This window comes from Thomasclavelia saccharogumia DSM 17460, from assembly GCF_000686665.1.
In the GTDB taxonomy this organism is placed as follows: Bacteria; Bacillota_I; Bacilli_A; order Erysipelotrichales; family Coprobacillaceae; genus Thomasclavelia; species Thomasclavelia saccharogumia.
Map to the genome: position 1 here is coordinate 1 of NZ_JMLH01000043.1, position 26,388 is coordinate 26,388.

The window sequence follows — 26,388 nt, forward strand, 5'->3', positions numbered from 1 at the left end:
ATATACGCGGGTAAGAGGACTGAGAAAAAACGGACAGCAGGCAGTGCTCATTTTTGCGTGCCATAATTTAAGGAAAATGGCAAGATGGCTGTGGAGAGATAAGAAAGAGAAGCTATTAAAACAGGAAAAAAGCGAAGAAAATAAAGTGATAAAATTAAACAATATATCAAAAAAACAAAAAAGGTGGTATAAAAACATTAAAATTAGTTTTTATACCACTCTTTTGTCAACACCCTGAGTGAAACATAGTTTCACTTTTTTCTTTTATTTATTAATTGTTATTAATATGATAGAATATTAAAGAAATAAATTTAAAGAGGAATAGCAATGAAAAATAAATTAAAAAATATAAATAAAAAAACAATAATTGGTTCTTTATTAGTATTTATAAGTTCATTGATTGTTACTTCAATTATTTGGGGAAATAGAACTTTCTCAGTAAAAACGCTTAATCAAATTATATTTCATTTAAAAGTACCAATGGAAGGAACTGATAATGGTATATATTTAGATTGGTTTATTTTTTGTGTACCAATTAGTATTCTTATTATGACATTACAAAATATTATTGTCTTTAATTTGTATCGAGTAATAAAAAAGTATGGATATAAAGTATATTGTTTTATAAGAAAAAATTTTGTTAAATGGGGAATAATTTGTTTGATCAGCTCTTTAATTTTTACAATTCATAATTATGATATATACGGTTATATTGTTAATGCTTTTCAAAAAACTGATATATATGAAGCTTATTATGTTGACCCAAGTGAAACAGAGATTACTTTTACTAAAGAAAAAAGAAATCTTATTCATTTATACTTAGAATCAGTTGAAAATACTTATGCCAGTCTTGATCAAGGGGGAGCTGAAGAAATAAACTATATACCAGAATTGAGTAACCTTGCTAAAGAAAATATAAATTTTTCTAATAATGATAGTATTGGTGGTAGTCTAACAGTTGATGGAACCCAATGGACGATTGCTGCACAAGTATCGATGAATATGGGAGTTCCTTTAACGCTGTCTTTTAAGGATAAAAAATATGATCAAGATAGCAAGTTTTTATCAGGAGGTTATGCAATTGGCGAAGTGCTAGAAAAAAATGGGTATGTTAATGAATTTATTTGTGGTTCTGATGCTGATTTTGGTGGTACATCTAATTTTTATAAACAACATGGAAATTATAAAATCGTTGATTATGATTATTTTAAAGAAAATGGTAAAATACCTGATGATTATTTTGTGTTTTGGGGAATTGAAGATGCTAAATTATTTGAATTTGCTAAAGAAGATATAACAGAACTAGCTAATGGAGGTAAACCATTTAATATTGAGATTACAACTATCGATACTCATACACCGGATGGATATTTATGTGATTTATGCGATAATAAGTATGATGATCAATATGCAAATGTTATTGAATGTCAATCTAAACAAGTAAGTGAATTTATTAACTGGTGTAAAACACAATCATGGTATGAAAATACAACGATTGTTATTACTGGAGATCATAATAGTATGTCTGAGAAATTTTTTACTAATATTGATAAAGATTATATTAGAACACCATATAATTGTATTATTAATAGCGCTGTAGAAACAGAAAATAATAAAAATAGAAAATTTAGTACGATGGATATGTATCCAACGATTTTAGCTGCCATGGGAGCTAAAATTGATGGTGAGCGCTTAGGATTAGGAACGAATTTATTTTCTGACAAACAGACACTGATGGAAGAAATAGGGTTTGAGGCATTAAATAAAGAAGTTCAAAAAACATCAGATTTTTATAATACTACAATTGTACGTATGGAAGATTAAGGTGGTGAAAATAGTGAAAACAGGTATAGTTGTTTTAAATTATAATGATGCAGAAGAAACAGTTAAGTTTGTAAATGATATTAATAGTTATGATGTAGTTAATCAAATCGTAGTAGTTGATAATGGGTCAACAGATGATTCTTTAAGTCAGTTAGAGAAAATAGAAAATATTAAATTGATTGCATTAGAAAATAATCTAGGATATGCAGCTGGTAATAATGCTGGATTAAAGTATTTATACGAACAGAACTATGATAATTATATAGTTGCTAATCCTGATATTATTGTTGATAAACGTAACTTAGTTGATTTTATAGCCTATATGAACTCATTAAATGAGTATCAAATTTTGGGACCAACGATTAGTGAACACGGTGAAGTTAATCATGGCTGGAAACAAAGAACAATAAATTATGATATTTATGATAATTATCCAATGATTAATAGGTTTTTTAAAAAAATGATTAAATATCCTAAACGTTATTATCGAGGAATATATTCACCTGTAGACTGTATTTCAGGCTGTTTTTTTGGAATAAAAAAAGAAGTAATTGATAAGATTGGTTTTTTTGATGAGGGAACGTTTCTGTATTATGAAGAAGATATTTTATGTGCTAAAGCTAAAAAAGCAGGATTAAAAGTATGTGTATTAAATAATGTCAAAATTATTCATAATCATGCAGTAACGATTGATAAAAATATTAATCGCTATCGTAAAATGAGAATTTTAAAAGATTCGCAAATATATTATCATCAAGTATGTTTTAAACATTCTAAACATAAATTAAAGCGACTAAAAAGAACTGCAAACTGGGCTTGTAATTTTGCTTATTTAAGAACTGATAAAAAGATTGTTAATAAACACAATCGCTCTAAACAAAAAGTAACAATTTTATCATTACATTTAAAAGTAGGTGGAATTGAAAAAGCAATTTGCTCTCTTGCAAATATGCTTGTAGACGACTATGATGTTGAAATCGTTAATGTCTATGAATTATGTAAACCTTCTTTCTATATTGATGAAAGAGTAAAAGTTACATATCTTTCTAACGATTTAAAACCTAATAAAGAAGAATTAAAATTAGCATTTAAAAATAAGCATATTAAAAAAATTATTACAGAAGGTGTCAAATCTTTAAAAATAGTATTGAAAAAAAGAAATTTAATAAAACAAGCAGCCAAAGATAATGATGGCGATATTATCGTTTCAACAACGCTTGCTTTTAATAAAGCCTTTTCAAAATATCAAAAGAATAAATTGCTGATTGCTTGGGAACATTGTCATCCCGATAGAAGCCCTAATTACGCTAAGAAAGTATATAAAGCAGTTAAAAAATTTGATTTATTTATCCCACCTTCAAAATCAATCTATGAATTTTATAAAGAATACTTAACTGGACCACAATGTTTATATTTATCACCATGTATTGATGAAATAGCCGACGAAAAAGCATCTTTAAACACAAAACAAATTACTGTAATGGGTAGACTTTCTAAAGAAAAAGGGTATGATGATATGCTAAGGGTCTTTGAAAAAGTACTAAAAAAAGTTCCTGAAGCAAAACTTAATATTTTAGGTGATGGTGAAGAAAGAACTAATTTAGTTGCTTTAGCTGATCAATTGCAAATAAGTAAAGCAGTAACTTTTTTTGGTAATACTATAGGAGAAAAGAAAAAGAAAGTATTGAAGGACACTAATGTGTTTGTTACCACGTCTCATTATGAAAGTTTTGGGCTGGTATTATTAGAGGCGATGAGTTATGGAATACCATGTATATCATTCGATAGTGCGAAAGGATCGCTAGATATAATTGATAATGAAAAAGATGGATTTATTATCAAAGATAGAAATATTGATGAAATGGCTAATAAGATAGTCGCTATATTGAATCAACTACCAAAAGAAATCTCTGAGAATGCAATAAAAAAAGCTCAACAGTTTTCATATCAAAATGTTAAACAACAATGGATAGAAACATTCAAAAATTTTAATATCCACGATTTAAAAACACGAGTTATTTTTACTTCTTCAGCAGGTGGTCATTTTAGCGAATTATGTGAGTTAAAAGAATTGATGGAACGCTATAATTCATTTTTAATTACAGAAGATCATGAAATGATGCAAGATTATAAAAAGAAAAATAAATCGAGATCATGGTATATGCCAGCTGGAACTAAAGAACATTTATTTAAATTTTTATGTAATTTTCCAATTAATATTTTTAAAAGTTTTAAAGCTTATTTAAAAGTTAAGCCAGATTTGGTAATAGCTACTGGAGCCCATACAACAGTACCAATTTGTTATATTGCAAAAATGTTTGGTAAAAAAGTTATTTTTATTGAAACTTTTGCTAATATTACAACGAAAACATTATCAGGTAAGTTAGTATATCCAATTGCAGATTTATTTTTGGTACAGTGGGAAGATATGTTGAAATTATACCCAAAAGCTAAATATCGAGGAGGTTTAAAATAATGAGAATTTTTGTTATGTTTGGAACTCAGGATAAACGCTTTGATCGTTTATTAAATGCAATTTTGGAATCAAAATTTGTTAAAGAAAACGATGTATATGTTCAATTAGGGTATACAAAAGGTACATATCAAGGAATCAATTGTCAAGAATATTACAGTGAAGAGGAATTAAATCATCAAATCAAAATTGCAGATTTAGTTATAACTCATGCTGGAGTTGGAGCAATAGTTGCATCATTAAAACAAAAAAAACGGACGATCGTTGTACCTAGATTAGGTAAATACAAAGAACAAAATAATGATCATCAGGTACAGATCATGGAGCGTTTTAATAAACAAGGGTATATTATTCCTTGTAATGATTTAAGTAAACTTGACGAAATAGTTAATCAGGCTCATACTTTTGAACCAAAAGAATATAGAACAGAAAAACAAGGAATTATTGATGAAATCATAAATTTCATCAATAATATTTAGGAGGGAAATCATGCATACATTTGTTGTATTAGCATATAAAGAATCAGAATATTTAGAAGATTGTATTAAATCAGTATTAAATCAAAAGTATCCTAGTAAAGTTGTTATAGCTACATCTACACCTAATGATTATATAAAAAATATTGCTAATAAATATTCTTTAGAGATATTAATAAATCAAAATCCTAGTCAAGGGATTGGCTATGATTTTGATTTTGCCATTTCTTGTGGTAAAACAAAACTAACAACAGTTGCTCATCAGGATGATATCTATGATTATGAATATGCAGATGCAATTGTTAAAGCATATCAAAAGAATCAAGATTCTTTAATTGTATTTAGTGATTATTATGAAATTAGAACAGAGGGTAAGGTATATTCAAATACAAATTTGAAAATTAAAAGAATTCTTTTATTTCCTCTTAGAAGCAGAAAACTAGCTTCAACTAAATTTGGTAAACGATTATCGCTTCGCTTCGGGAATGCTATTAGTTGTCCAGCAGTTACTTTTATAAAAGATAATATTAAAACAAAAGATATTTTTAAATGTGATTTTGTTTGTAATGTTGATTGGTTTGCCTGGGAAAAACTATCTTTAAAAAAGGGTAAATTTACTTTTGTTAATAAACCATTGATGGGACATCGTGTTCATGAAGAATCAACGACAACAGAAATTATTAATGAAAGAATCAGAACAAAAGAAGATCTAGTAATGTTTCAAAGATTTTGGCCTAAGTCTATTTCAAAACTTATTAATAGATTTTATGTAAAGTCTGAAGATAGTAATAATTAATAAATTTTTTGAATATTTATTGTAAAAATGGTAGATAAAATCGAAAAAAGAATTTATAATGTTTTTTGTATAAAAAAATAAGGAGATAGTCTATGCTAAAGAAAGTATTAAGTGTAAGTTTAGCACTAATTTTGATGTTTGGGTTAACTGCTTGTAGCGAGGATAATTCAAAAACAGGTACTGATGATAATCAAACAAATACTACTGATAACAATGGTACCCAAGAAGAAAGACCATTTACTGAATCAAATGGATTAATCAAGTATTTTACGATTGAGGATGAAAATGTATGTTTGCCAGAGACTGTTGGTGAATATGTTAGATATTTAGAAAAAATAGGAACAAAAGTAGAATTAGGTGACACAGGTAAAACAGTTGATGAAGCCCCTGATTTAAATGCTGGAGGTGTATCGTCAATGGTTGCTTTCCTAAAAGTTTATTTAGATGATTCTGAAAATGATTGGCAATGGTTTGGTATTCGTTATAAAAATGATACTGATGATGATTTACCAGTTGCTGATTGTAAGGTGACACAGATAACTTTAGATTATGATACTATTACTGAAGAAGAAAATCATCATGGTATAGATTCTATTGTATTTATTACTAATGAAGATGAAGAAATTCCTATGGATGGTAAATATACAAGTAATAAAATTTATAAATTAATTGGAGCAGCACAACAAAATACTGATGGTCATTTACATTATAGTGATGACCAGGGTTATAAATATGAAATGGTTACTGAAAACCAAAAAGGTATCTTAACAAGAGTAGCTATTACATATCCAGAAGATTAATAAAGATTCCAACATGGAATCTTTTGATTTATATTCAAAAAAGACCACTGCAGCAATGTCGTTAAGTTAAGATGACATTGTCATTGTGGTCTTTTTTTGTAATTTAATTTAATGATTCGCCTTTATCTTTATGAATGTCTAAAAAATAATCAACTAAATCATCTATAGTTAAATCTAGTTTTTCCAATTTTTTTTCAGCAGCTTCTTTAACAGTATCTGTTACTTCAGAATCACTATCTTCACTAGCATAGATAAAACCAATTATCATGTCTTCATAATTTTCTGAATCTTCAGGTAGTTCAATATAAGCAATAGATGAAATTGTATCATCTTCAACATATCCAATATATTGACTTTTTTCTTTTCCGCCACTTGATTCGCTTACTGTAACAGTGGTATACTCATCACTATTATATTTAATAGTATATCCAGCTTCTTTTAATTCTTTAGTAATGTTTTCTGTACTTTTGCTATTAGAACATCCAACAACACTAAAACATAGTAATAAAGTTAATAATAATTTCCCAAAATTTTTCATTCTATACTCCATCCTTTATATTTGCTTAAATATATTATATCTTAAAGAAACTAAAAAGTAAATTAACTTAAATTTTTGTTGGAATTATGGCTAAAAATTTAGGTGCGATATTTGATAAAAAAATGATGAAATTTTGTAAAAAAGGATTAAAATAGATTATAAATATTTTTTATAAAATGGAGTATTAAAACAAAGGGGAGAAACAAATGAATGAAGATTTAATCTATCAAGTATTAGCAATCGTATCAGAAATCCCCAAGGGGAAGGTAGCCAGCTATAAACAAATAGCAGCTTTGGCTGGTCGTGAACATAATGCTCGGTTAGTAGGAAAGATTCTAAGTTTTTCTTCACTATATGGTAATTACCCATGTCATCGCGTAGTAAACAGTGTAGGACGTCTAGTGCCAAACTGGCATGAGCAGCGCTATTTATTATTACAAGAAGGAGTTAAATTTAAAGCTAATGGTAACGTTGATATGAAAGAATGTCGATGGCAGGTAAAATAGAAGTTATAATTATGATACTTAAAATATCTATAAAATAACTACAAATTTATAATTATTTATTGTATAATGGGGCAAATGAGGTGATATCATGAATACAGTTTCGGTTAAAAAAGAAGACATAGAACAAATCGCTAAGTTAATTAGCGATAATCGAGTTGTCGCTTTTCCAACTGAAACTGTTTTTGGATTGGGAGTTAAATTTGGCTCTCATCAGGCATTAGATGCATTATATGAATTAAAGCATCGTGATAAAGGCAAGGCGATTTCAATGATGATCGCTAAGCCAGAAGATATTGAAAGATATGCTTATATTAATGAAGCAGCCAAAAAAATTATTGATGCTTTTATGCCAGGCATGATCACTATCATTTTAAAAAAACGCCCGTTTATTGATGATTATTTTACAGCATCTCTTGATACGATTGGAATTAGAATTCCTGATGATCCATTTGTTTTAGCTTTATTGAATCTAACGGGACCAATGTTAGTAACTAGCGCTAATCTATCTGGTGAAGCTAGTCTTGTTGATGATAAAGCTGTAAAAAAAGTATTTGATGGTAAGATTCCAATGATCGTTGAGGGTGAATGTATCAGTAAAAAGGCTAGTACGATTGTTGAGTTAAGTAAGGGTAAAATAGAGATATTGCGAACTGGTGATATTTCTAAGGAACAAATCACGGAGGTAGTTAAATGAAAATTGCGATGGCTTGTGACCATGGTGGATTAAGATTAAAAAATGTTTTAAAAAACTATTTAGAAACTAATGGTTACACAGTAGAAGATTTCGGAACATATACCGAAGATAGTTGTGATTATCCAGATTTTGCAGGACAAGCAGCGAAAGCAGTAGCCAATGGCACATGCGACAGGGGGGTTGTTGTATGTGGAACCGGTATTGGTGTTTGTATTACTGCAAATAAAGTAAAAGGAATTAGATGTGCACTATGTCATGATGTATATAGCGCTAAAATGACCAGAGCTCATAACGATAGCAATATGCTTGCTATGGGACAAAGAGTTATTGGTGAGGGATTAGCTTTAGAAATTTTGATAGCCTGGCTTGAAGGCGAATATGAAGGTGGGCGTCATGATCAAAGAATTGCAAAAATGATGGCTTACGAAGGGAATGAATAAAATGAAAGATATTGCTGTATTTGAAAGCGTTGAAAGAGAATTAAATCGTCAAAGAAACAACATTGAGTTGATTGCATCTGAAAATTTTGTTTCACCAGAAATTTTAGAATTAGCAGGAAGTGTACTTACCAATAAGTATGCCGAAGGATATCCTGGAAAAAGATATTATGGTGGATGTAAATTTGTCGATGAAGTGGAAACACTAGCTAAAGAAAGACTTTGTAAAATATATGGTGCTGAGTATGCTAATGTTCAGCCACATAGTGGAGCTCAGGCCAATACAGCTGTTTACATGGCTTTATTAAATCATGGTGATAAAGTTTTAGGAATGTCTTTAGCTGATGGTGGTCATTTGACTCATGGACATCCTTTGAATTATTCAGGAATAAATTATGAGTTTCATAGTTATGGTGTAACTAGGGAAACTGAAACTATTGATTATGAGGATTTTAGAAAAAAATGTCAAGAAATTAAACCAAAATTAGTTGTGGCTGGAGCAAGTGCTTATTCAAGAATTATTGATTTTGAATACATGGCTAAATGTGCTCATGAAGTTGGAGCTTTATTTATGGTGGATATGGCGCATATTGCAGGTTTGGTAGCTGCTGGATTACATCCTTCACCATTTCCACATGCCGACATCGTAACAACTACTACACATAAAACATTGCGAGGACCTCGTGGCGGGGCAATCATGTGCAAAGCAGAATTAGCAGCTGCTATTGATCGAGCAGTTTTTCCAGGTATGCAGGGTGGTCCATTAATGCATATTATTGCAGCTAAAGCAGCTTGTTTTTATGAAGCAATGCAGCCAGAATTTAAAGAATATGCCACTCAGGTAATTAAAAATGCTAAAGCTTTAGAAACATCATTAAAGGAAGAAGGATTTAGATTAGTTGCTAATGGAACTGATAATCATTTGATCTTAATCGATGTAAAAGCAAGCTGTGGAATCTCAGGTAAAAAAGCAGAACGTTTATTAGATGAAATTAATATTACAGCTAATAAAAATGCAATCCCATACGATACTGAAAAACCATTTAAAGCTAGTGGTATTCGTGTTGGTACGCCAGCGATGACAACAAAAGGTTTTAAAGAAGAAGATTTTAAAGAAGTTGGTAAAATTATTGCATATCGTTTAAAAAATGAAGAAACAGATGAAGTTAAAGAAGAATGTTTAAAACGAGTGAAAGCTTTAACAGATAAAGTGACAATGTATAAAGATATAAAGTATATTTAGGAGGATAATAGATGGCAACAACAGTATTAGATCATGCATTAATTAAGCACAAACTCACAATTATGCGTGATAAAAACACATCAACATACATATTTAAACAAAATTTAGATGAAATTGCTAAATTAATGGCGTATGAAGTAACAAGAAATGTACCAATTAGAGATAAAGTAATTGAAACACCTGTTTGTCAAATGGTAGGAAAAGAAATAGACCAGCAAATTGTTTTAGTTCCTATATTACGGGCTGGAATTGGGTTGGTTGATGGTTTTAGAGATATTATTCCAACTGCAAAGATTGGGCATATTGGAATGTATCGTGATGAAGAAACACTTATTCCCCATGAATATTATGCGCGCTTTCCTAGTGGTTTAGAAGATTCATTGGTCATTGTTGTTGATCCAATGTTAGCTACAGGGGGTAGTGCTTCAATGGCAATTCAAAATATTAAAGAACGTGGTGCAAAAAATATTTTATTAGTTTGTCTGGTTGGGGCTCCTGAAGGTGTAGCCTTAATTGAAAAAGAGCATCCTGATGTTAATATTACTCTTGCAGCATTAGATGAAAAGTTAAACGAGCATGGTTATATCGTTCCTGGTTTAGGGGATGCTGGTGATCGTTTATTTGGAACTGATTAATAATTGAATATTATTTTATCGAAAGTTACATAATTAGCATATGAATCAAGAAAAGAAAAAATTATTAAAGGATCTATTCTTTTGTTTACAGTTGGGTTTTCAAATAATTGGAATTTTTCTGTTGGCTGTAGTTATAGGAATGCAATTAGATAAATATTTTAAAACGCGACCAGCTATCTTACTAATATTGTTATTTGTAGCTTTTGGTTATGTCATAAAGATACTTTTAGGAGCTGGAAAACGATGAATGAAAAAGATGTTTTAAAACAATCTGTAAAAGTATTTATAGGTGGATTATTGATCTTTATTATCATAGGAGTAATCTTAAAACAAATCAGTTTTCCTTTAGGGTTTATCCTAGGATATATTGTTAGTGCTTTGTCTTTTTATATTATTATTTTAATGTCCGATTTTATTTTAAAGATGGGGCAGACAATTAAATATGTAGTAATGATGTTCATTTTAAAAATGTTGTTGTATGTCGGAGGATTTATTCTGGCAATTAAATTAGATAACATATTTAACTTAATAAGTGTTTTTTTTGGTTATTTTGTAATTAGAATAACGATTGGAATTTTAGGCTTTTTGAATCGCCAATAAGGAGGTGAGATAAGTGGTTATCCAGGCAGAATTAATATATTCATTAGTTATCATGATAGCTTTAGGTATTTTCTTTGTTTATGCTGGAAAAAAGGTAGCTATCGCTGATCCTACTGCTAAACCTAAGGGAATAGTTCTAGTTGTAGAAACAGGTGTAAAGATATTTGATGATTATATGAAGACAATTATGCCCAAGAAGTTCGCAAAAAATTATTATCCGTATTTTGCAATGGTATTTTGTTATATATTGGTTAGTAACTTAAGTGGTCTAATTGGATTTGAAGCACCAACTTCTAATTTTTCCATAACTTTAACGATGACAGCTATTACTTTTGTGCTAATTCAATATAATGCTTTAAAGAAAAAAGGTTTTTTTAAATATATATGGGATATTATTTGGCCACCAACTAATATTTTAAGTACAATATCACCATTGATTTCTATTTCAATGCGTTTATTTGGAAATATTTTAAGTGGTTCAATTTTAATGGCCTTAGTATATCAGTTTACAGCATGGATATCGTATCATGTTATAAACTTTAACTTTTTAGGGCCTATTATTGCCCCTATATTACATTGCTATTTTGATATTTTTTCAGGATGTATACAAACTTTAGTTTTCGTTACGCTATCATCCATTTTAATTATGATGGAAAATAGCGATGATGAATAAGATCTAACCTAGATTTATCTAGTTAGAATATAGAAAAAAAAGAAATATTGGAGGAAAAATTAATGACAGATGTAGGTTTAATAGCTATTGGTGCTGGTATTGCAGTGTGTGCTGGTTTAGGTACTGGTATCGGTGAAGGAATTTGTGCAAGTAAAGCAGTAGAAGCTTTAGGTAGAAATCCAGAAATGGAAGGTAAAATCAGAACAATGATGATCTTAGGGATTGCATTAACTGAAACAGCCGCTATTTATGGATTATTGATTTCATTGATCTTATTATTCGTATATTAATTTGAGGAGGAATATCTATGCCTGATATTCAAATAAAATTATTTCCTAATGTAACAACAATTATTGTTCAGTTACTATCAACAGGTGTTTTATTCTTCGTTTTTAAAAAATATCTATGGGTTCCGGTACAAAATTATTTTGCTAAAAGAGCTGATTATATCGAAGGAACTGTTAATGAAGCTAAAGAAATGAATGCTAAAGCTAAAGCTTTGATGGAAGAAAGTGATAAACAGGCCCGTCAAGCAGCAGTGGAATATCGTGATATTGTAGCTCAGGCTAAAGAGGATGCTTTAAAGACGAAAGCTGCTATCCAGGAAGATGCAAATAAAGAATATAAAGCTAAAATGGATCAAGCGCGTCGCGAAATTGAAGCGGAAAAAGCCCAAGCTAAAGCCGAAATGAAGCAAGAAATCGTTGAAATTGCAATTGATGTGGCTACTAAGGTAATGAACAAGGATATGGATACAAAAACAAACAAGGCTTTAGTTGAAGACTTTGTTGAAGAAGTGGTTAATTAGTGGAAGCTGTAGCACTTAGATATGCGGAATCATTGTTTGATTTAGCTGTAGAGATGAATCAAATTGAAGCATATGTTAAAGATATTGATTTAATTAGAGAAGTTTTTGAAAGTGATCCAAATTTTGTTCCATTTTTTAGTCATGTTTTAATTGACGATGAGACTAAATGTGCTTTATTAGATAAAGGTTTTAAAGGTCAGGTTAATGATTATGTTGTTAATTTTTTAAAACTTTTAGTAAAAAAGAGAAGAATGCGTTATGTTATGGAAATAATTAAAGCGTTCAAATCTTTAACTAATGAATATTTTGGAATTCAAGAAGGTATTTTATATGCCAGTTATGATATTAGTGATGCAGAAGTTAAAGAAGTTGAAACAGCTTTAAGTAAAAAAGAAAATAAAACAATTCATTTAAGAGTTGTTAAAGATCCATCATTGATTGGTGGAATTAAAGTAGAAATAAATAATCGAGTTTTTGATGGCTCTATTAAAAATAAAGTTTCATTATTGAAAAAAGAACTATTAAGAAAGTAGGTGAAAATAGTGGGGCTTAGACCAGATGAAATTAGTGCTTTAATTAAAGAACAAATTAAACATTTTGATGATGTAATCGAACTTAAGGATGTAGGTACGGTTATGACAGTTGGAGATGGTGTTAGTTTAATTCATGGATTAGATAATGCCATGTTAGGTGAATTATTAGCTTTTCCTAATGATGTATATGGGATGGTTATGAATTTGGATGAAGATAGTGTTGGAGCCGTACTGCTTGGATCTGAAAGTACGATCAAAGAAGGCGATGAAGTAAAACGTACAGGAAAGATCATGGAAATACCAGTTGGAGATGAAATGTTAGGAAGGGTTGTTAATCCTTTAGGACAAGCAATTGATGGAAATGGTGAAATCGTTACAGCTCATTCTCGTCCAATTGAAAGAGTAGCTAGTGGGGTTATGACTAGAAAATCAGTTGATCAGCCGTTACAAACAGGAATTACATCAATTGATGCAATTATTCCGATTGGACGTGGGCAACGTGAGTTGATTATCGGTGACCGTCAAACTGGGAAAACAGCAATCGCTATTGATACGATTTTAAATCAAAAAGGCCAAAATATTTATTGTGTATATGTAGCTATTGGGCAAAAAAATTCAACAGTTGCTCAAATTGTTGAAAAATTACGTAAAGGTGGCGCAATGGAATACACAACTGTTGTTTCCGCTTCCGCCAGTGAATTGGCGCCTGTTCAATACATTGCACCATATGCAGGTTGTGCTATTGCTGAAGAATGGCTTGATCAAGGTAAGGATGTTCTAATTGTTTATGATGATTTATCAAAACATGCAGTAGCTTATCGTACCGTATCATTATTATTAAAACGACCACCAGGACGTGAAGCTTATCCTGGAGATGTCTTCTATTTACATTCTAGATTATTAGAAAGAGCTTGCCGATTAAATGAAGAAAATGGTGGAGGATCAATTACGGCTTTACCAATTATTGAAACACAAGCCGGAGATATCTCAGCATATATTCCAACTAATGTAATTTCAATTACAGATGGACAAATTTTCTTACAGCAAGAATTATTTAATGCTGGATTTAGACCAGCAATCGATACCGGACTTTCTGTAAGCCGTGTTGGTTCAGCAGCGCAAATCAAAGCAATGAAACAAGTATCTGGTTCATTAAAATTAGAATTAGCACAATATGCTGAAATGCAGGCATTTGCTCAGTTCGGTTCAGATCTAGATGCAGCGACTAAAGCGACATTAGATCATGGTGCTAAAGTGCGTGAGGTTTTGAAACAAGCACAATATTCACCACGTAGTGTTGCTACTCAAGTTATTACACTGTTTGCGTTAAAATATGGCTTTACTAAAACAATTGAAGTAGATCAGGTTTCTACTTTCATGGATCAATTAGTTGAACATATTGAGATGACACAAAAAGATATCGTTAATGAAATTAATGAGAAAAAAGCAATTTCAGCAGATTTAGAAAAACAGATGAAAGAAGTTATGAGTGCTTTTGTATCGAAATTTGAAAAAACTCAAACAAAGGGGTAGTTTACTATGCCTGGAGGAATGCAAGAAATCAAACGAAGAATTAAATCAGTTGAATCGACTAAGAAAATTACTAAAGCGATGGAATTAGTTGCAACATCTAAACTTCGTAAGACGCGGAATCAATTAGAACAATCGAAACCCTATTATACAAATGTGGCTTTAACAGTAGCGGAAATTTTAGCTAATTGTAAGGGAAATAATGATAGTGTCTATTTAACTGAAAATAATGATGTAGAAAAAGAAGTATATATAGTTATTGCCTCAAGTTTAGGATTATGTGGTGGCTATAATGCTAATATCTTTAAAGAAATTAAAGGTGTAATTAAACCTGGGGATTATGTTTATAGTATTGGTTCTAAAGCTACTAGTTATCTATTGAAGAATCATAAAGGAGTTACCGATCATAAATTTGAAGATTTAAATAATACATTTGATTTTAAAGACGTAACTAAATTAGTTGCTGAATTAACAAAAATGTATCGTGAAAAAGAAATTAGTAAGATTAAGATTGTTTATACAGAATTTATTAATAATTTAACGTTTAAACCACGTATTGTTACTTTATTACCTATTGATCCTGATGAATTCGATGATATAGAGATTTCAAATAAAGCAACATTGTTTGAACCAAGTCCAGAGGAAGTATTAGATAGTTTAATTCCAATGTATCTTCAAGCAGTAATATATGGGTATATTATTGAATCTGCAACTAGTGAAAATGCGGCTAGAAGAACATCGATGGAAAATGCTAATGATAATGCTGATGAACTTACAGAACAATTATTATTAAAATACAATCAAGCTCGACAAACCGCGATTACTAATGAAATTAGTGAGATCGTAGCCGGAGCTAATGCACAATAAGGAGGTGCTGTATGTCACAAAAAATTGGTAAAGTAATTAGTGCTAAAGGACCAGTAATAGATATTCAATTTGATAGTGATAACAATTTACCATCATTAAATACGGCAATTGAAATTCAAAATGGCGAAGAACTATTGGTAGTCGAAGTAGCTCAACATATTGGAGATGATGTTGTTCGATGTGTTGCTATGGGACCTACTGATGGGATAAAAAGAGGAATGGATGCTATTAATACCCAACATCCAATTTCTGTTCCTGTAGGTAATGCAACATTAGGAAGAATGTTTAATGTTTTAGGACAGCCAATTGATGGAAAAGAGGCTTTGGGTAATGAAGTTAAAAAGATGCCTATTCACCGCAGTGCGCCTACATATGCACAACAAAGAACAGAAACAGAGATTTTAGAAACAGGAATCAAAGTTGTAGATTTGATTTGTCCCTTTATTAAAGGTGGTAAGATCGGTTTATTTGGTGGAGCCGGTGTAGGAAAAACAGTATTAATTCAAGAATTTATTAATAATATCGCTACTGAACATGGTGGTTTATCAGTTTTTGCCGGAGTTGGTGAACGTAGCCGTGAAGGAAATGACTTATATTATGAAATGAAAGAAAGTGGCGTTTTATCAAAAACAACTTTAGTGTTTGGACAGATGAATGAACCACCTGGAGCTCGTTTAAGAGTAGCTCTTACGGGTCTTACAATGGCTGAAGAGTTCCGTGATGAACAAGGACAAGACGTTTTGTTATTTATTGACAACATCTTCCGTTTCACTCAGGCGGGATCAGAAGTATCTGCCTTACTTGGTCGTGTTCCTTCCCAAGCAGGATATCAGCCAACTTTAGCTACAGAAATGGGAGCTTTACAAGAAAGAATTACTTCAACAAAAAAAGGATCAATTACATCAGTTCAAGCAGTATATGTACCTGCTGATGATTTAACTGACCCTGCCCCAGCAACGACTTTCGCTCATCTTGATGCTAAAGTAGTATTAGACCGTTCAATTGCTGCACTTGGAATTTATCCAGCTGTAGATCCATTGAACTCTTCATCAAGAGCACTTGATCCATTAGTTGTTGGTAAAGAACATTATGAGGTAGCTCATGGTGTTCAACAAATTCTACAACGTTTCCAAGAATTGCAGGATATTATTGCAATTTTGGGAATGGATGAATTAGGTGAAGAAGATAAATTGACAGTAGCTAGAGCACGTCGGGTTCGTAATTATCTATCACAACCATTTACAGTAGCTAGTCAATTTACTGGTATGGATGGTAAATATGTTCGGGTTGAAGATACAATCAAAGGATTTAAAGAAATTCTTGAAGGTAAACATGATGATTTGCCTGAACAAGCATTCCACAATGTAGGTACAATTGAAGAAGCTATTGAAAAAGCGAAGACATTAGCAAATGACTAAATTTAAGCTCAAAATAGTAACACCTAAAGGTATCTATCAGGAAGTGGAAATTGATCAGTTAAATCTTCGGACAACAGCTGGACAAGTAGGAATCTTAGCTCATCATATGCCTCTTGCTAGTGGTATTGAAATATCACAAATGAGTTATATTATTGATAAACAGCGTTATGAATTTGCTGTTGGCGGTGGATTTGTATATGTTAATGATGATGAAACGAAAATAATTGCTAATTCAATTGAATCTAAAGAAGAAATTGATTTAAATCGGGCTAAAGAAGCTAAAATTAGAGCTGAACAAAGAATTAAACAAGCAACTGAACAAACAGACTTATTGAGAGCAGAAATTGCTCTTAAAAAAGCAATTACTAGAATAAATGTTAAAGGATTATAAAAGAAGTTGTAACGATTAAGTTGTTTACTTATATTGTTACAGCTTTTTTATATTAAAATTTTTAAGGTGTTTTTGTGGATTTAATGATATAAAATTTGATTATGAAAATATAACATGATCAATAAAACAGAATTAATAAATAAAGCTAAAAATTAGTTGAAATAAATACGGGGATAATATTAATATAGTGCTTTAGATTATTTTATGAGTTAAAATATTTTTAATTAAATCTAATAAATTCTTGTGTAGATTACAGTGGTAATTTTTATGCAGTAGTATTGTTGTTTAGTATATTAAACATTAAATTTTATTTTATAAAAAAATATTGCTTTTTGTAAATTAATACTATATAATCATTTTAGAGCAAAAGATCAGTTTATTTTTGCGGGAATTTTTGACCACTTTAATAAGTAAAAGCCATACGGACAGCTAGGTCAAATGCCGGATTGGCAACTTTGTTGCCTTATTGATAGAACGAAAGTTCGAATTTTATAAGTTGATGCTAAGGTGCTTAGCATTGAGTTGGTGACTATACAACCGTGTGCTTAGGCACATCACACTTGTGAAACAATCAATAAGAGTAGTAAAAGTAATTCTTGCTATATAGACTCTGACGCTAATAATATAGGATATTTTTTGATGTTCTAATAATATGTCATATTGATACTCAAGTGGGATTGTACCTGCTTGAGTTTTTTTATGGAGAAGGGGAAACTGGTATGAATGAAAAATTAAAATTATATGGTTTTAATAACCTAACTAAATCATTAAGTTTTAATATTTACGATGTTTGCTATGCTAAAGGTCAAAGGGAACAAAAAGATTATATTGCTTACATAGACGAACAGTATAATTCAAAGCGATTGACTGATATTCTTTATGAAGTAGCTAATATGATCGGAGCTCATGTATTAAATGTTTCAAAACAAGATTATGATCCCCAAGGCGCTAGTGTAACAATGTTATTAGCGGAAGAAACAATGTTAGAAAGTCGACAAGGGAAAATGGAAGAAGTTGATGATCGAGTTATTTTAGGGCATTTAGATAAGAGTCATATTACTGTTCATACGTATCCTGAATATCATCCAGAAACAAGTATAGCGACATTTAGAGTAGATATTGATGTGGCTACTTGCGGAGAGATATCACCGTTGTCAACGTTAGATTTTTTAATTAGCAGCTTTGACTCTGATATTATCACAATGGATTATCGGGTTCGCGGTTTTACTCGGGATATTAAGGGAAAGAAACTTTTTATGGATAACCCAATGACTTCGATTCAACAGTTTATTGATGTTAAAACATTACTTAACTATGATGCTACAGATATTAATGTATATCAGGCTAATTTGTTCCATACGAAGATGTTGATCAAAGAAATTGATTTACAAAACTATTTATTTAAAACAGATATTTATGAATTACCGCCAAAGGTAAGACTTGAGATAACGAATAATTTACGACAAGAAATGATCGAGATTTACAGTGGAAGTAATATTTTTTAGGAGGCAATATGAAATTAGATCAAAGTAGAATGCCTATTTATGAAGCTTTACAGCAAATGAAAAGAGAACGTTTAGTTCCCTTTGATGTTCCTGGTCATAAACACGGTAAAGGAAACCCAGAATTGACAGATTTTTTAGGTGAAAAGTGTATGAGTATCGATGTTAATTCAATGAAGCCATTAGATAATTTGTGTCATCCTGTTTCGGTAATCAAAGAAGCAGAAGAATTAGCAGCTGATGCTTTTAGTGCCGCTCATGCTTTTTTTATGGTCGGCGGAACGACTTCAGCAGTTCAAAGTATGATTATGGCAAGCGTTAAAGCAGGAGAAAAAATTATTATGCCCCGTAATGTCCATCGTAGTGCCATTAATGCGATGATCTTGACTGGGGCGGTTCCGATTTATGTAAATCCTGATGTTGATAAACGATTAGGAATATCTCTAGGTATGTCACTTGATCAAGTAGAGCAAGTAATCAAAGATAATCTTGATGCAAAAGCAATCTTAGTAAATAATCCTACATATTATGGAATATGTTCAAATTTAAAAGCAATCGTTGCCTTGGCCCATAAGTATGATATGCTTGCTTTGGTAGATGAAGCACATGGAACACACTTTTATTTCAATGATGATTTGCCGATGTCAGCGATGGAGGCTGGAGCAGACATGGCGAGTGTCAGTATGCATAAATCAGGTGGAAGCTTGACGCAAAGCTCTTTTTTACTGCTGGGAGAAAATGTAAATGCTGATTATGTACGTCAGATTATTAATTTGACACAAACAACAAGTGGTTCATATTTATTGATGGCAAGTTTAGATATGTCACGTAAAAATTTAGCGATACATGGTAATGAGATTTTTAACAGAGTTCGTCGTCTTGCTAGATACGCACGTGCAGAAATCAATCAGATTGGTGATTATTATGCTTATTGTAAGGAATTAATCAATGGGGATAGTGTTTATGATTTTGATGTAACGAAATTATCAATATTTACACTTGATATCGGATTGGCTGGAATCGAAGTATATGATTTATTAAGAGATGAGTATGGGATTCAAATTGAATTTGGTGATATTGGAAATATTCTTGCTTATATCTCGGTTGGAGATAGTGAAGCTAATATTGAACGACTTGTTGGTGCCTTATCAGAAATTAGAAGAAGATTTAAAAAAGATCGTGAGGGCATGCTTGATCATGAGTATATTAATCCAAAGGTAATTATTTCTCCACAAAAAGCTTTCTATGGTGATAAAGAATCATTGCCAATAGAAAAAAGTGCTAATCGGATATGTAGTGAATTCGTTATGTGTTATCCTCCGGGAATTCCAATTTTAGCACCGGGTGAAAGAATCACGAAAGAAATTCTAGATTATATTCAATATGCTAAAGAAAAAGGATGTTTTATGACTGGTCCTGAAGATATGGCAATAAATAAACTTAATGTTTTAAAAGAGGAGGCGGAATAATGGAGTTGTGGTTTAGTGAACAACATGCTAAAGGGGTAAAGCTTTCGATTAAAGTCGATTGTCAATTATATAGTGGAAAAAGTGAATTCCAGAGAATTGATATTTTTGATTCAAAAGAATTTGGACGATTTTTAGTGCTAGACGGTTATATGATGCTAACGGAAAAAGATGAGTTTATTTATCATGAAATGATCGTTCATGTTCCTATGGCAGTTCATCCTGAAGTCAAAAAAGTATTAGTAATTGGAGCAGGAGACGGGGGTGTAATTAGAGAATTATGCCGTTATGAAACGATTGAAAAGATTGATATGGTTGAAATAGATGAGTTAGTTGTTGAAGTAAGTAAAAAATATTTACCGATGACAGCATGTTGTTTTGATGATCCGCGATTACAAATCTATTATCAAGATGGGTTAAAGTTTGTTAGAGGTAAAGAAAATGAATATGATTTGATCATTGTTGATTCAACGGATCCTTTTGGACCGGGTGAAGGATTGTTTACAAAGGAATTTTATGGCAACTGTTATAAAGCATTAAATGATACAGGAATTATGGTTAATCAACATGAAAGTCCTTTTTATCAAGAAGATGCTGTTGCAATGCAACGGGCTCATAAACGAATTGTTGAAAGTTTTCCGATTTCTCGAGTCTATCAAGCTCATATTCCTACCTATCCGTCAGGGCATTGGTTATTTGGTTTTGCTTCAAAAAAATATCATCCCATCAAAGATTTTCAAAAAACAAAATGGAATGCTCGAGGGATGAAAACAAAGTATTATAACAGTGGCATTCATATAGGTTCGTTTGCATTACCAAATTATGTAGAGGAGTTATTAAGAGATGTGGAATAAAAATATACAGACGTTTATTGGACTAGAGGCATCGTTTGATGAAGCTGAGTGTGTAATCTTTGGAGCCCCAATGGATAGTACCACCTCATATCGACCAGGAACTCGTTTTGCTTCATCTTCAATGCGCCAAGAGTCATTTGGTCTAGAGACATACAGTCCCTATCAGGATAAAGATTTAGAAGATATTAAAGTTTTTGATGGTGGTGATCTTGAATTACCATTTGGAAATCCCCGCAAAGCATTAGATATGATCAAAGCAACGACAAAAACGATTATTAAAGCAAATAAATTACCATGTATGATTGGTGGCGAACATCTTGTTACGTTAGGAGCCTTTGAGGCAGTATTTGAGAAATATCCAGAGATACGTGTTATTCATTTTGATGCTCATACTGATCTACGTGATGAGTATTTAGGTGAAAAACTTTCTCATGCTTCTGTGATTAGACGAATATATGATTTAATTGGTGATAATAAGATATATCAATTTGGAATTCGTAGTGGTCAGCGTGAAGAGTTTTACTTTGCTAGAGAACATACTAATTTAAATAAATTTAATTTTACAGGACTATCAAAAGCAATTGAGGCATGCCGCGATTATCCGGTGTATTTTACAATTGATCTAGATGTCTTGGATCCCAGTGTATTCCCAGGAACAGGAACGCCCGAAGCGGGAGGCGTGACTTTTATGGAACTTTTAGAGGCGATGATTGCTGTAAGTGAGCTAAATGTAGTAGCTATGGATATTAATGAATTATCACCTGTTTATGATCAAAGTGGTGGATCAACGGCAGTTGCTTGCAAAGTATTAAGGGAATTATTATTAGCAATGAATAAAGGAGAAAATAAATGAAAAGAACGTTAATTATTGGTTGTGGTGGAGTTGCCACAGTAGCGATTCACAAATGTTGTCAAAACAGTGAGATATTTGAAGAAATTATGATTGCGTCAAGAACAAAAAGTAAATGTGATAAACTAAAAGCGCAGTTAGATGGGAAAACAAAAACAATTATTCATACAGCACAAGTTGATGCTAATAATGTTGAAGAGCTAGTTGCTTTAATGAAAGATTTCCAGCCAGAGGTAGTTTTGAATCTTGCATTACCATACCAAGATTTAAAAATTATGGATGCTTGTTTGGAAGCTGGTTGTCATTATGTAGACACCGCTAACTATGAGCCGGAAGATACAGCAAAATTTGAGTATAGCTGGCAATGGGCATACCGTGAAAAATTTGAACAGGCGGGGTTAACAGCGATTCTTGGATGTGGTTTTGATCCTGGGGTAACAGGTGTATTTAGTGCTTACGCTTTAAAGCATGAATTTGATGAAATTAATTATATTGATATTTTAGACTGTAATGGTGGGGATCATGGATATCCATTTGCAACAAATTTTAATCCAGAAATTAATATTCGCGAAGTATCTGCTAACGGAAGTTATTGGGAAGATGGACATTGGGTAGAGACAAAACCAATGGAAATTAAACGTGAATATGATTTTGCCCAAGTTGGTAAAAAAGATATGTATTTGCTGCATCACGAAGAACTGGAGTCATTAGGTTTAAATATTCCGGGAATCAAACGAATTAGATTCTTTATGACTTTTGGCGAAAGCTATTTAACACATCTAAAGTGCCTAGAAAATGTAGGAATGACATCGATTGAACCAATTGAATATGAAGGTAAACAAATTATTCCATTGCAATTTTTAAAAGCAGTTCTACCAGATCCTGCCAGCTTAGGACCACGAACAGTTGGCAAAACAAATATTGGATGCATTTTTCAAGGGAAAAAAGACGGTCAAGAAAAAACATATTATCTATATAATGTATGCGACCATCAGGAATGTTATAAGGAGGTTGGTTCTCAAGCCGTTAGTTATACTACAGGAGTTCCGGCAATGATTGGAACGATGCTGTTATTACAAGGTCAATGGAAGAAATCCGGTGTTTATAATGTTGAAGAATTTGACCCGGATCCATTTATGGAAGCATTAAATAAATGGGGATTGCCATGGATTGAAGATCATAATCCGGTATTAGTAGATTAATGAAGACACCATATTATTTAATTGATGAACAATTATTAGAAAAAAATTTAAAAATACTTCATACGGTTAAAGAACGAACTGGTTGTAAAATTCTATTGGCTCAAAAATGTTTTTCAATGTTCAGTGTTTACCCTCTAATAGCTGAATATTTAGATGGGACAACTGCTAGTGGACTATATGAAGCTAAGCTTGGCTATGAAGAGATGCATAAAGAAAATCATGTTTTTAGTACCGCCTATCGTGATGATGAAATTGAAGAAATCATGAATATCTGTGATCATGTAGTTTTTAATTCATTTAATCAGTGGCAAAAATATCAAAATCTAGCAAAACAAACAAGTACTTCTTGTGGAATTAGAATCAATCCTGAATGTTCAACCCAAATAGGTCATGAAATCTATGATCCTTGCGCAAAGTTTTCACGAATGGGTGTAACATTCGAAAACTTTAAGGAAGAACTGCTTGAGGGAATAGAGGGACTGCATTTTCATACTCTATGTCAGCAAAACAGCGATGATTTAATAACTACTATTAGGGCTATTGAAAAAAAATTTGGTAAGTATTTAGGACAAATGAAATGGTTGAATTTTGGTGGTGGTCACCATATTACTCGTAAAGACTATGATCTTGAAAAGTTAATAAAGATTATTAATGAAATAAAAGAAAAATATCAAGTACAAGTATATTTAGAGCCAGGTGAAGCTGTGGCTTTAAATGCTGGGTTTCTAGTTTCCCGTGTTCTAGATATTATTCATAATGGTATGGATATCGCAATTATGGATACTTCAGCAGCTTGTCATATGCCAGATGTATTAGAGATGCCGTATCGACCAGAAATTATCGATAGTGCACTACCAAATGTTAAAACATACACATATCGCTTAGGAGGACCAACTTGTTTAGCTGGAGATATTATTGGTGATTATTCATTTGATCAGCCATTACAGGTAGGACAGCAGTTATGGTTTAAAGATATGGCAATTTATTCAATGGTAAAAAATAATACTTTTAATGGGATGAACTTACCTAGTATTGTTTTAAAATATGGAGATCAGATAAAGATCGTTAAAGAGTTTGGGTATCAAGATTTTAAAGAAAGACTTTCATAGTTTTATATAAATTTTTAATAGGAAGAAGTTATGTGGTTCTTAGAATAATTAAAAATAAGAAGGATCATATTTGCTTCCGTTTTTATATTTAAAAGTTTGTAGTATGAAATAAAAAATGGATTTGTACTATTTAATAATAAATTTGGTTTTATTGTTAAGAATTTGTGAAAAGTATTGTAAAAATAAAAAAATAGTTTATCATTAATAGTGAAATGTGTGAAAAAAAGTACAATGTAAGCGCTACAATCACACATTAATCCATAATGAAAGGTATCCATAATTCTACATGACATATAATACCGTCTGATATGTTAATGTTGTAAATTATTGGTACGTTCAAAAATTATGAAAGGGGAAAGAAAAAACATGAAGTTATTAAAAAAAGTTGGATTAAGTGCATTATCTTTAGCAACTGCATTTAGTACAGTATTATCAGTCCAAAAAGGACAGATTAGAGCAGCTGAGGAATTTCGCGGTCAACTTAATTCAGTTGATTCAGTAAGTGTTGATGGTAATGTGGTCAATATTTCTTATAATAATGGCGCAGTTACAGGGAAAATCACTTTCTTAGAAAATGGCATCTTCCGTTACAATGTAGATCCATCAGGTGAGTTTGAAGAATATGCTGAAGTAAGAAAAGATATTCCTGGATATGAATCACATACAGCAAAGATCCAGGCACAATCTGATGATTCAGATAAATATTCGCATCCAGATGCTAATGTATCTGATAAAGGTACAGTATGGGAAATTAGCACTGATGAAGCAACGATTGTTTTAGATAAAGCAACGGCTAAGATGTCTATCAAAAACAAAAGTGGCGACACAATTATGAGTGAGGCAAAATCTTTAGTAATTGGAAATCAAACAATTCAAAGTTTGGATTCTAAAGATGATGAATATTTCTTTGGTGGAGGTACTCAAAACGGACGTTTTACTCATAAAGGTAAATCAATCAATATTGTAAATGAAAGTTCATGGACTGATGGTGGGGTTTCTTCACCTAACCCATTCTATTGGTCAACTGAAGGTTATGGAGTATTAAGAAATACTTTCCAAGACGGTAAATATGATTTTGGTGAAACAAGTGCAGAAGTAGTTGCAACTACTCATAACGAGAGTGAATTTGATGCATATTACTTCGTATCTAATGATGCAGATGTAAATGGTAAGGCTGAAACATTATTAAATGAATATTATGATGTAACAGGAAATCCAATGTTATTGCCAGAATATGCTTTCTATTTAGCACATTTAAACTGCTATAATCGTGACGGTTGGCAAGAAAGTACAAGTGGAAATTGGGTTTTAGAAGACGGTAAAACTTATCGAGAATTAGGACAAGCATCAGGATATGTAATTCCAGAAGGTACAGCAGCAGAAACGTTGAATAATGAGGCTCCTAGTGTTGAAGCTGAAAATTTCAAAGGAACTGTAAATGATGATACATATAAGTTCTCAGCAAGAGCTGTTATTGATGGACATGTTGACAATGATATGCCACTTGGATGGTTCTTACCAAATGATGGTTATGGTTGTGGATATGGCCAAAACGGTTATTATCAAACACGTACAAGCGGTGAAGATACAACTCGTCGTGACAGTGTTGTTGATGCTAATGTTGCTAACTTAGCTAAATTCACTGAATATGCAGAAGATCATGGTGTTCGTTCAGGATTATGGACACAGGCAGCTTTGACACCTGATGCTAGTGAACAAGATTCACGCTATAACGGGTTCCAAAATTTACGTGACTTTAATAAGGAAGTTAATGTGGCTGGTGTATCAGCATTAAAAACTGATGTTGCCTGGGTAGGATAAGGTTATTCAATGGCATTAAATTCAGTAAAAGATGGATACAATATCTTAGCCAGCAGTGGAAAACGTCCAACTGTAGTATCATTAGACGGATGGGCAGGATTCCAAAGATATGCAAGTATTTGGACAGGAGACCAGACTGGAGGTAACTGGGAATATATTCGTTTCCACATTCCTACATATATTGGTCAATCATTAACTGGAAATCCAAATATTGGTAGTGATGTTGATGGTATCTTTGGCGGATCTGATTTGATTACAACTCGTGATTTACAATTTAAAACATTTACACAAACGATGTTAGATATGGATGGTTGGGGATCAAAAGCTAAGAAACCATATATT

General features: G+C 31.7%; 29 protein-coding genes and 1 pseudogene. 29 read left to right on the top strand and 1 reads right to left on the bottom strand.

Features of this window, described 5'->3' with window-relative positions:
• The 6 genes and pseudogenes from BR82_RS17460 to BR82_RS0109870 form a co-directional block, all read left to right on the top strand.
• A pseudogene (locus tag BR82_RS17460) lies at positions 1-238 on the top strand (hypothetical protein); the annotation flags it as partial.
• An 89-nt stretch (positions 239-327) separates the two neighbouring features.
• Entirely contained in the window at positions 328-1,824 is a 1,497-nt protein-coding gene (locus tag BR82_RS0109850; protein ID WP_027090047.1) for an LTA synthase family protein, read from the top strand.
• Positions 1,825-1,837: 13 nt separating this feature from the next.
• Entirely contained in the window at positions 1,838-4,300 is a 2,463-nt protein-coding gene (pssD, locus tag BR82_RS15625; RefSeq protein WP_034864681.1) for a PssD/Cps14F family polysaccharide biosynthesis glycosyltransferase, read from the top strand.
• Positions 4,300-4,776 (top strand): PssE/Cps14G family polysaccharide biosynthesis glycosyltransferase, encoded by a 477-nt coding sequence (gene pssE, locus BR82_RS0109860; RefSeq protein ID WP_027090049.1) that lies wholly within the window; start codon positions 4,300-4,302, stop codon positions 4,774-4,776. Before pssD ends, pssE begins: the two co-directional genes overlap by 1 nt.
• Before the next feature lie 10 nt (positions 4,777-4,786).
• On the top strand, positions 4,787-5,569 hold the full coding sequence (locus BR82_RS0109865; RefSeq protein WP_027090050.1) for a glycosyltransferase: 783 nt from the start codon (positions 4,787-4,789) through the stop codon (positions 5,567-5,569).
• 92 nt (positions 5,570-5,661) lie between these two features.
• Positions 5,662-6,369: a hypothetical protein gene (locus BR82_RS0109870; RefSeq protein ID WP_027090051.1), complete on the top strand. Its 708-nt coding sequence runs from the start codon at positions 5,662-5,664 to the stop codon at positions 6,367-6,369.
• 103 nt (positions 6,370-6,472) lie between these two features.
• Here the strand turns inward: BR82_RS0109870 and BR82_RS0109875 are convergent, their stop codons facing one another.
• Positions 6,473-6,907 (bottom strand): hypothetical protein, encoded by a 435-nt coding sequence (locus tag BR82_RS0109875; RefSeq protein WP_027090052.1) that lies wholly within the window; start codon positions 6,905-6,907, stop codon positions 6,473-6,475.
• 206 nt (positions 6,908-7,113) lie between these two features.
• Here BR82_RS0109875 and BR82_RS0109880 point away from each other — a divergent pair, with 206 nt between their 5' ends.
• The 23 genes from BR82_RS0109880 to BR82_RS16395 form a co-directional block, all read left to right on the top strand.
• A complete protein-coding gene (locus tag BR82_RS0109880) occupies positions 7,114-7,413 on the top strand; it encodes an MGMT family protein (RefSeq protein WP_027090053.1) in 300 nt (99 codons plus the stop codon).
• An 88-nt stretch (positions 7,414-7,501) separates the two neighbouring features.
• Positions 7,502-8,107, top strand: a complete 606-nt coding sequence (locus BR82_RS0109885; protein WP_027090054.1) for an L-threonylcarbamoyladenylate synthase — start codon at positions 7,502-7,504, stop codon at positions 8,105-8,107.
• Positions 8,104-8,547 carry a ribose 5-phosphate isomerase B gene (gene rpiB, locus BR82_RS0109890; RefSeq protein WP_027090055.1) on the top strand — a complete coding sequence of 148 codons (444 nt, stop codon included), beginning with the start codon at positions 8,104-8,106 and terminating at the stop codon, positions 8,545-8,547. Before BR82_RS0109885 ends, rpiB begins: the two co-directional genes overlap by 4 nt.
• Position 8,548: 1 nt before the next feature.
• Entirely contained in the window at positions 8,549-9,787 is a 1,239-nt protein-coding gene (locus BR82_RS0109895) for a serine hydroxymethyltransferase (RefSeq protein WP_027090056.1), read from the top strand.
• 11 nt (positions 9,788-9,798) lie between these two features.
• Positions 9,799-10,422, top strand: a complete 624-nt coding sequence (gene upp / locus BR82_RS0109900) for a uracil phosphoribosyltransferase (protein WP_027090057.1) — start codon at positions 9,799-9,801, stop codon at positions 10,420-10,422.
• 40 nt (positions 10,423-10,462) lie between these two features.
• Entirely contained in the window at positions 10,463-10,669 is a 207-nt protein-coding gene (locus tag BR82_RS17830; RefSeq protein WP_027090058.1) for an AtpZ/AtpI family protein, read from the top strand.
• The gene (locus tag BR82_RS0109910) at positions 10,666-11,022 is read left to right on the top strand and encodes an ATP synthase subunit I (RefSeq protein ID WP_027090059.1); all 357 of its coding nucleotides are present in this window, start codon (positions 10,666-10,668) and stop codon (positions 11,020-11,022) included. Before BR82_RS17830 ends, BR82_RS0109910 begins: the two co-directional genes overlap by 4 nt.
• Positions 11,023-11,035: 13 nt before the next feature.
• Positions 11,036-11,695: a F0F1 ATP synthase subunit A gene (locus tag BR82_RS0109915; protein WP_027090060.1), complete on the top strand. Its 660-nt coding sequence runs from the start codon at positions 11,036-11,038 to the stop codon at positions 11,693-11,695.
• A gap of 62 nt (positions 11,696-11,757) precedes the next feature.
• Complete coding sequence (atpE, locus tag BR82_RS0109920; RefSeq protein ID WP_027090061.1) at positions 11,758-11,985, top strand: ATP synthase F0 subunit C; 228 nt, start codon at positions 11,758-11,760, stop codon at positions 11,983-11,985.
• Positions 11,986-12,002: 17 nt separating this feature from the next.
• Positions 12,003-12,503 carry a F0F1 ATP synthase subunit B gene (gene atpF / locus BR82_RS0109925; RefSeq protein WP_027090062.1) on the top strand — a complete coding sequence of 167 codons (501 nt, stop codon included), beginning with the start codon at positions 12,003-12,005 and terminating at the stop codon, positions 12,501-12,503.
• Positions 12,503-13,036, top strand: a complete 534-nt coding sequence (locus BR82_RS0109930; RefSeq protein ID WP_027090063.1) for a F0F1 ATP synthase subunit delta — start codon at positions 12,503-12,505, stop codon at positions 13,034-13,036. The genes atpF and BR82_RS0109930 overlap by 1 nt, the downstream gene beginning before the upstream one ends.
• Before the next feature lie 9 nt (positions 13,037-13,045).
• Positions 13,046-14,569, top strand: coding sequence for a F0F1 ATP synthase subunit alpha (atpA, locus tag BR82_RS0109935; protein ID WP_027090064.1), 1,524 nt, complete (start codon positions 13,046-13,048; stop codon positions 14,567-14,569).
• Between the two features lie 6 nt (positions 14,570-14,575).
• On the top strand, positions 14,576-15,433 hold the full coding sequence (gene atpG, locus BR82_RS0109940; protein ID WP_027090065.1) for an ATP synthase F1 subunit gamma: 858 nt from the start codon (positions 14,576-14,578) through the stop codon (positions 15,431-15,433).
• A gap of 11 nt (positions 15,434-15,444) precedes the next feature.
• Positions 15,445-16,851, top strand: coding sequence for a F0F1 ATP synthase subunit beta (atpD, locus tag BR82_RS0109945; protein WP_024722000.1), 1,407 nt, complete (start codon positions 15,445-15,447; stop codon positions 16,849-16,851).
• Positions 16,844-17,242, top strand: a complete 399-nt coding sequence (atpC, locus tag BR82_RS0109950) for an ATP synthase F1 subunit epsilon (RefSeq protein WP_027090066.1) — start codon at positions 16,844-16,846, stop codon at positions 17,240-17,242. The genes atpD and atpC overlap by 8 nt, the downstream gene beginning before the upstream one ends.
• Positions 17,243-17,961: 719 nt before the next feature.
• Positions 17,962-18,747, top strand: coding sequence for an adenosylmethionine decarboxylase (speD, locus tag BR82_RS0109955; RefSeq protein WP_027090067.1), 786 nt, complete (start codon positions 17,962-17,964; stop codon positions 18,745-18,747).
• An 8-nt stretch (positions 18,748-18,755) separates the two neighbouring features.
• Positions 18,756-20,213 carry an aminotransferase class I/II-fold pyridoxal phosphate-dependent enzyme gene (locus tag BR82_RS0109960; RefSeq protein WP_027090068.1) on the top strand — a complete coding sequence of 486 codons (1,458 nt, stop codon included), beginning with the start codon at positions 18,756-18,758 and terminating at the stop codon, positions 20,211-20,213.
• Entirely contained in the window at positions 20,213-21,064 is an 852-nt protein-coding gene (speE, locus tag BR82_RS0109965; RefSeq protein ID WP_027090069.1) for a polyamine aminopropyltransferase, read from the top strand. The genes BR82_RS0109960 and speE overlap by 1 nt, the downstream gene beginning before the upstream one ends.
• Complete coding sequence (gene speB, locus BR82_RS0109970) at positions 21,054-21,917, top strand: agmatinase (protein ID WP_027090070.1); 864 nt, start codon at positions 21,054-21,056, stop codon at positions 21,915-21,917. Before speE ends, speB begins: the two co-directional genes overlap by 11 nt.
• Positions 21,914-23,116 (top strand): saccharopine dehydrogenase family protein, encoded by a 1,203-nt coding sequence (locus tag BR82_RS0109975; protein WP_027090071.1) that lies wholly within the window; start codon positions 21,914-21,916, stop codon positions 23,114-23,116. Before speB ends, BR82_RS0109975 begins: the two co-directional genes overlap by 4 nt.
• Entirely contained in the window at positions 23,116-24,225 is a 1,110-nt protein-coding gene (gene nspC, locus BR82_RS0109980) for a carboxynorspermidine decarboxylase (protein WP_027090072.1), read from the top strand. The genes BR82_RS0109975 and nspC overlap by 1 nt, the downstream gene beginning before the upstream one ends.
• Before the next feature lie 366 nt (positions 24,226-24,591).
• Complete coding sequence (locus BR82_RS15630; RefSeq protein WP_027090073.1) at positions 24,592-26,046, top strand: alpha-glucosidase domain-containing protein; 1,455 nt, start codon at positions 24,592-24,594, stop codon at positions 26,044-26,046.
• Positions 26,047-26,055: 9 nt separating this feature from the next.
• Positions 26,056-26,388 (top strand): TIM-barrel domain-containing protein (locus tag BR82_RS16395; RefSeq protein WP_147590239.1); only part of this gene is annotated, 333 nt, incomplete at its 3' end.

Coding starts and splice junctions, on each gene's coding strand:
- BR82_RS0109850 (WP_027090047.1), top strand. CDS start 328: ATGAAAAATAAATTAAAAAATATAAATAAAAAAACAATAATTGGTTCT.
- pssE (WP_027090049.1), top strand. CDS start 4,300: ATGAGAATTTTTGTTATGTTTGGAACTCAGGATAAACGCTTTGATCGT.
- BR82_RS0109865 (WP_027090050.1), top strand. CDS start 4,787: ATGCATACATTTGTTGTATTAGCATATAAAGAATCAGAATATTTAGAA.
- BR82_RS0109870 (WP_027090051.1), top strand. CDS start 5,662: ATGCTAAAGAAAGTATTAAGTGTAAGTTTAGCACTAATTTTGATGTTT.
- BR82_RS0109875 (WP_027090052.1), bottom strand. CDS start 6,907: ATGAAAAATTTTGGGAAATTATTATTAACTTTATTACTATGTTTTAGT.
- BR82_RS0109880 (WP_027090053.1), top strand. CDS start 7,114: ATGAATGAAGATTTAATCTATCAAGTATTAGCAATCGTATCAGAAATC.
- BR82_RS0109885 (WP_027090054.1), top strand. CDS start 7,502: ATGAATACAGTTTCGGTTAAAAAAGAAGACATAGAACAAATCGCTAAG.
- rpiB (WP_027090055.1), top strand. CDS start 8,104: ATGAAAATTGCGATGGCTTGTGACCATGGTGGATTAAGATTAAAAAAT.
- BR82_RS0109895 (WP_027090056.1), top strand. CDS start 8,549: ATGAAAGATATTGCTGTATTTGAAAGCGTTGAAAGAGAATTAAATCGT.
- upp (WP_027090057.1), top strand. CDS start 9,799: ATGGCAACAACAGTATTAGATCATGCATTAATTAAGCACAAACTCACA.
- BR82_RS17830 (WP_027090058.1), top strand. CDS start 10,463: ATGAATCAAGAAAAGAAAAAATTATTAAAGGATCTATTCTTTTGTTTA.
- BR82_RS0109910 (WP_027090059.1), top strand. CDS start 10,666: ATGAATGAAAAAGATGTTTTAAAACAATCTGTAAAAGTATTTATAGGT.
- atpE (WP_027090061.1), top strand. CDS start 11,758: ATGACAGATGTAGGTTTAATAGCTATTGGTGCTGGTATTGCAGTGTGT.
- atpF (WP_027090062.1), top strand. CDS start 12,003: ATGCCTGATATTCAAATAAAATTATTTCCTAATGTAACAACAATTATT.
- atpG (WP_027090065.1), top strand. CDS start 14,576: ATGCCTGGAGGAATGCAAGAAATCAAACGAAGAATTAAATCAGTTGAA.
- atpD (WP_024722000.1), top strand. CDS start 15,445: ATGTCACAAAAAATTGGTAAAGTAATTAGTGCTAAAGGACCAGTAATA.
- atpC (WP_027090066.1), top strand. CDS start 16,844: ATGACTAAATTTAAGCTCAAAATAGTAACACCTAAAGGTATCTATCAG.
- speD (WP_027090067.1), top strand. CDS start 17,962: ATGAATGAAAAATTAAAATTATATGGTTTTAATAACCTAACTAAATCA.
- BR82_RS0109960 (WP_027090068.1), top strand. CDS start 18,756: ATGAAATTAGATCAAAGTAGAATGCCTATTTATGAAGCTTTACAGCAA.
- speE (WP_027090069.1), top strand. CDS start 20,213: ATGGAGTTGTGGTTTAGTGAACAACATGCTAAAGGGGTAAAGCTTTCG.
- speB (WP_027090070.1), top strand. CDS start 21,054: ATGTGGAATAAAAATATACAGACGTTTATTGGACTAGAGGCATCGTTT.
- BR82_RS0109975 (WP_027090071.1), top strand. CDS start 21,914: ATGAAAAGAACGTTAATTATTGGTTGTGGTGGAGTTGCCACAGTAGCG.
- nspC (WP_027090072.1), top strand. CDS start 23,116: ATGAAGACACCATATTATTTAATTGATGAACAATTATTAGAAAAAAAT.
- BR82_RS15630 (WP_027090073.1), top strand. CDS start 24,592: ATGAAGTTATTAAAAAAAGTTGGATTAAGTGCATTATCTTTAGCAACT.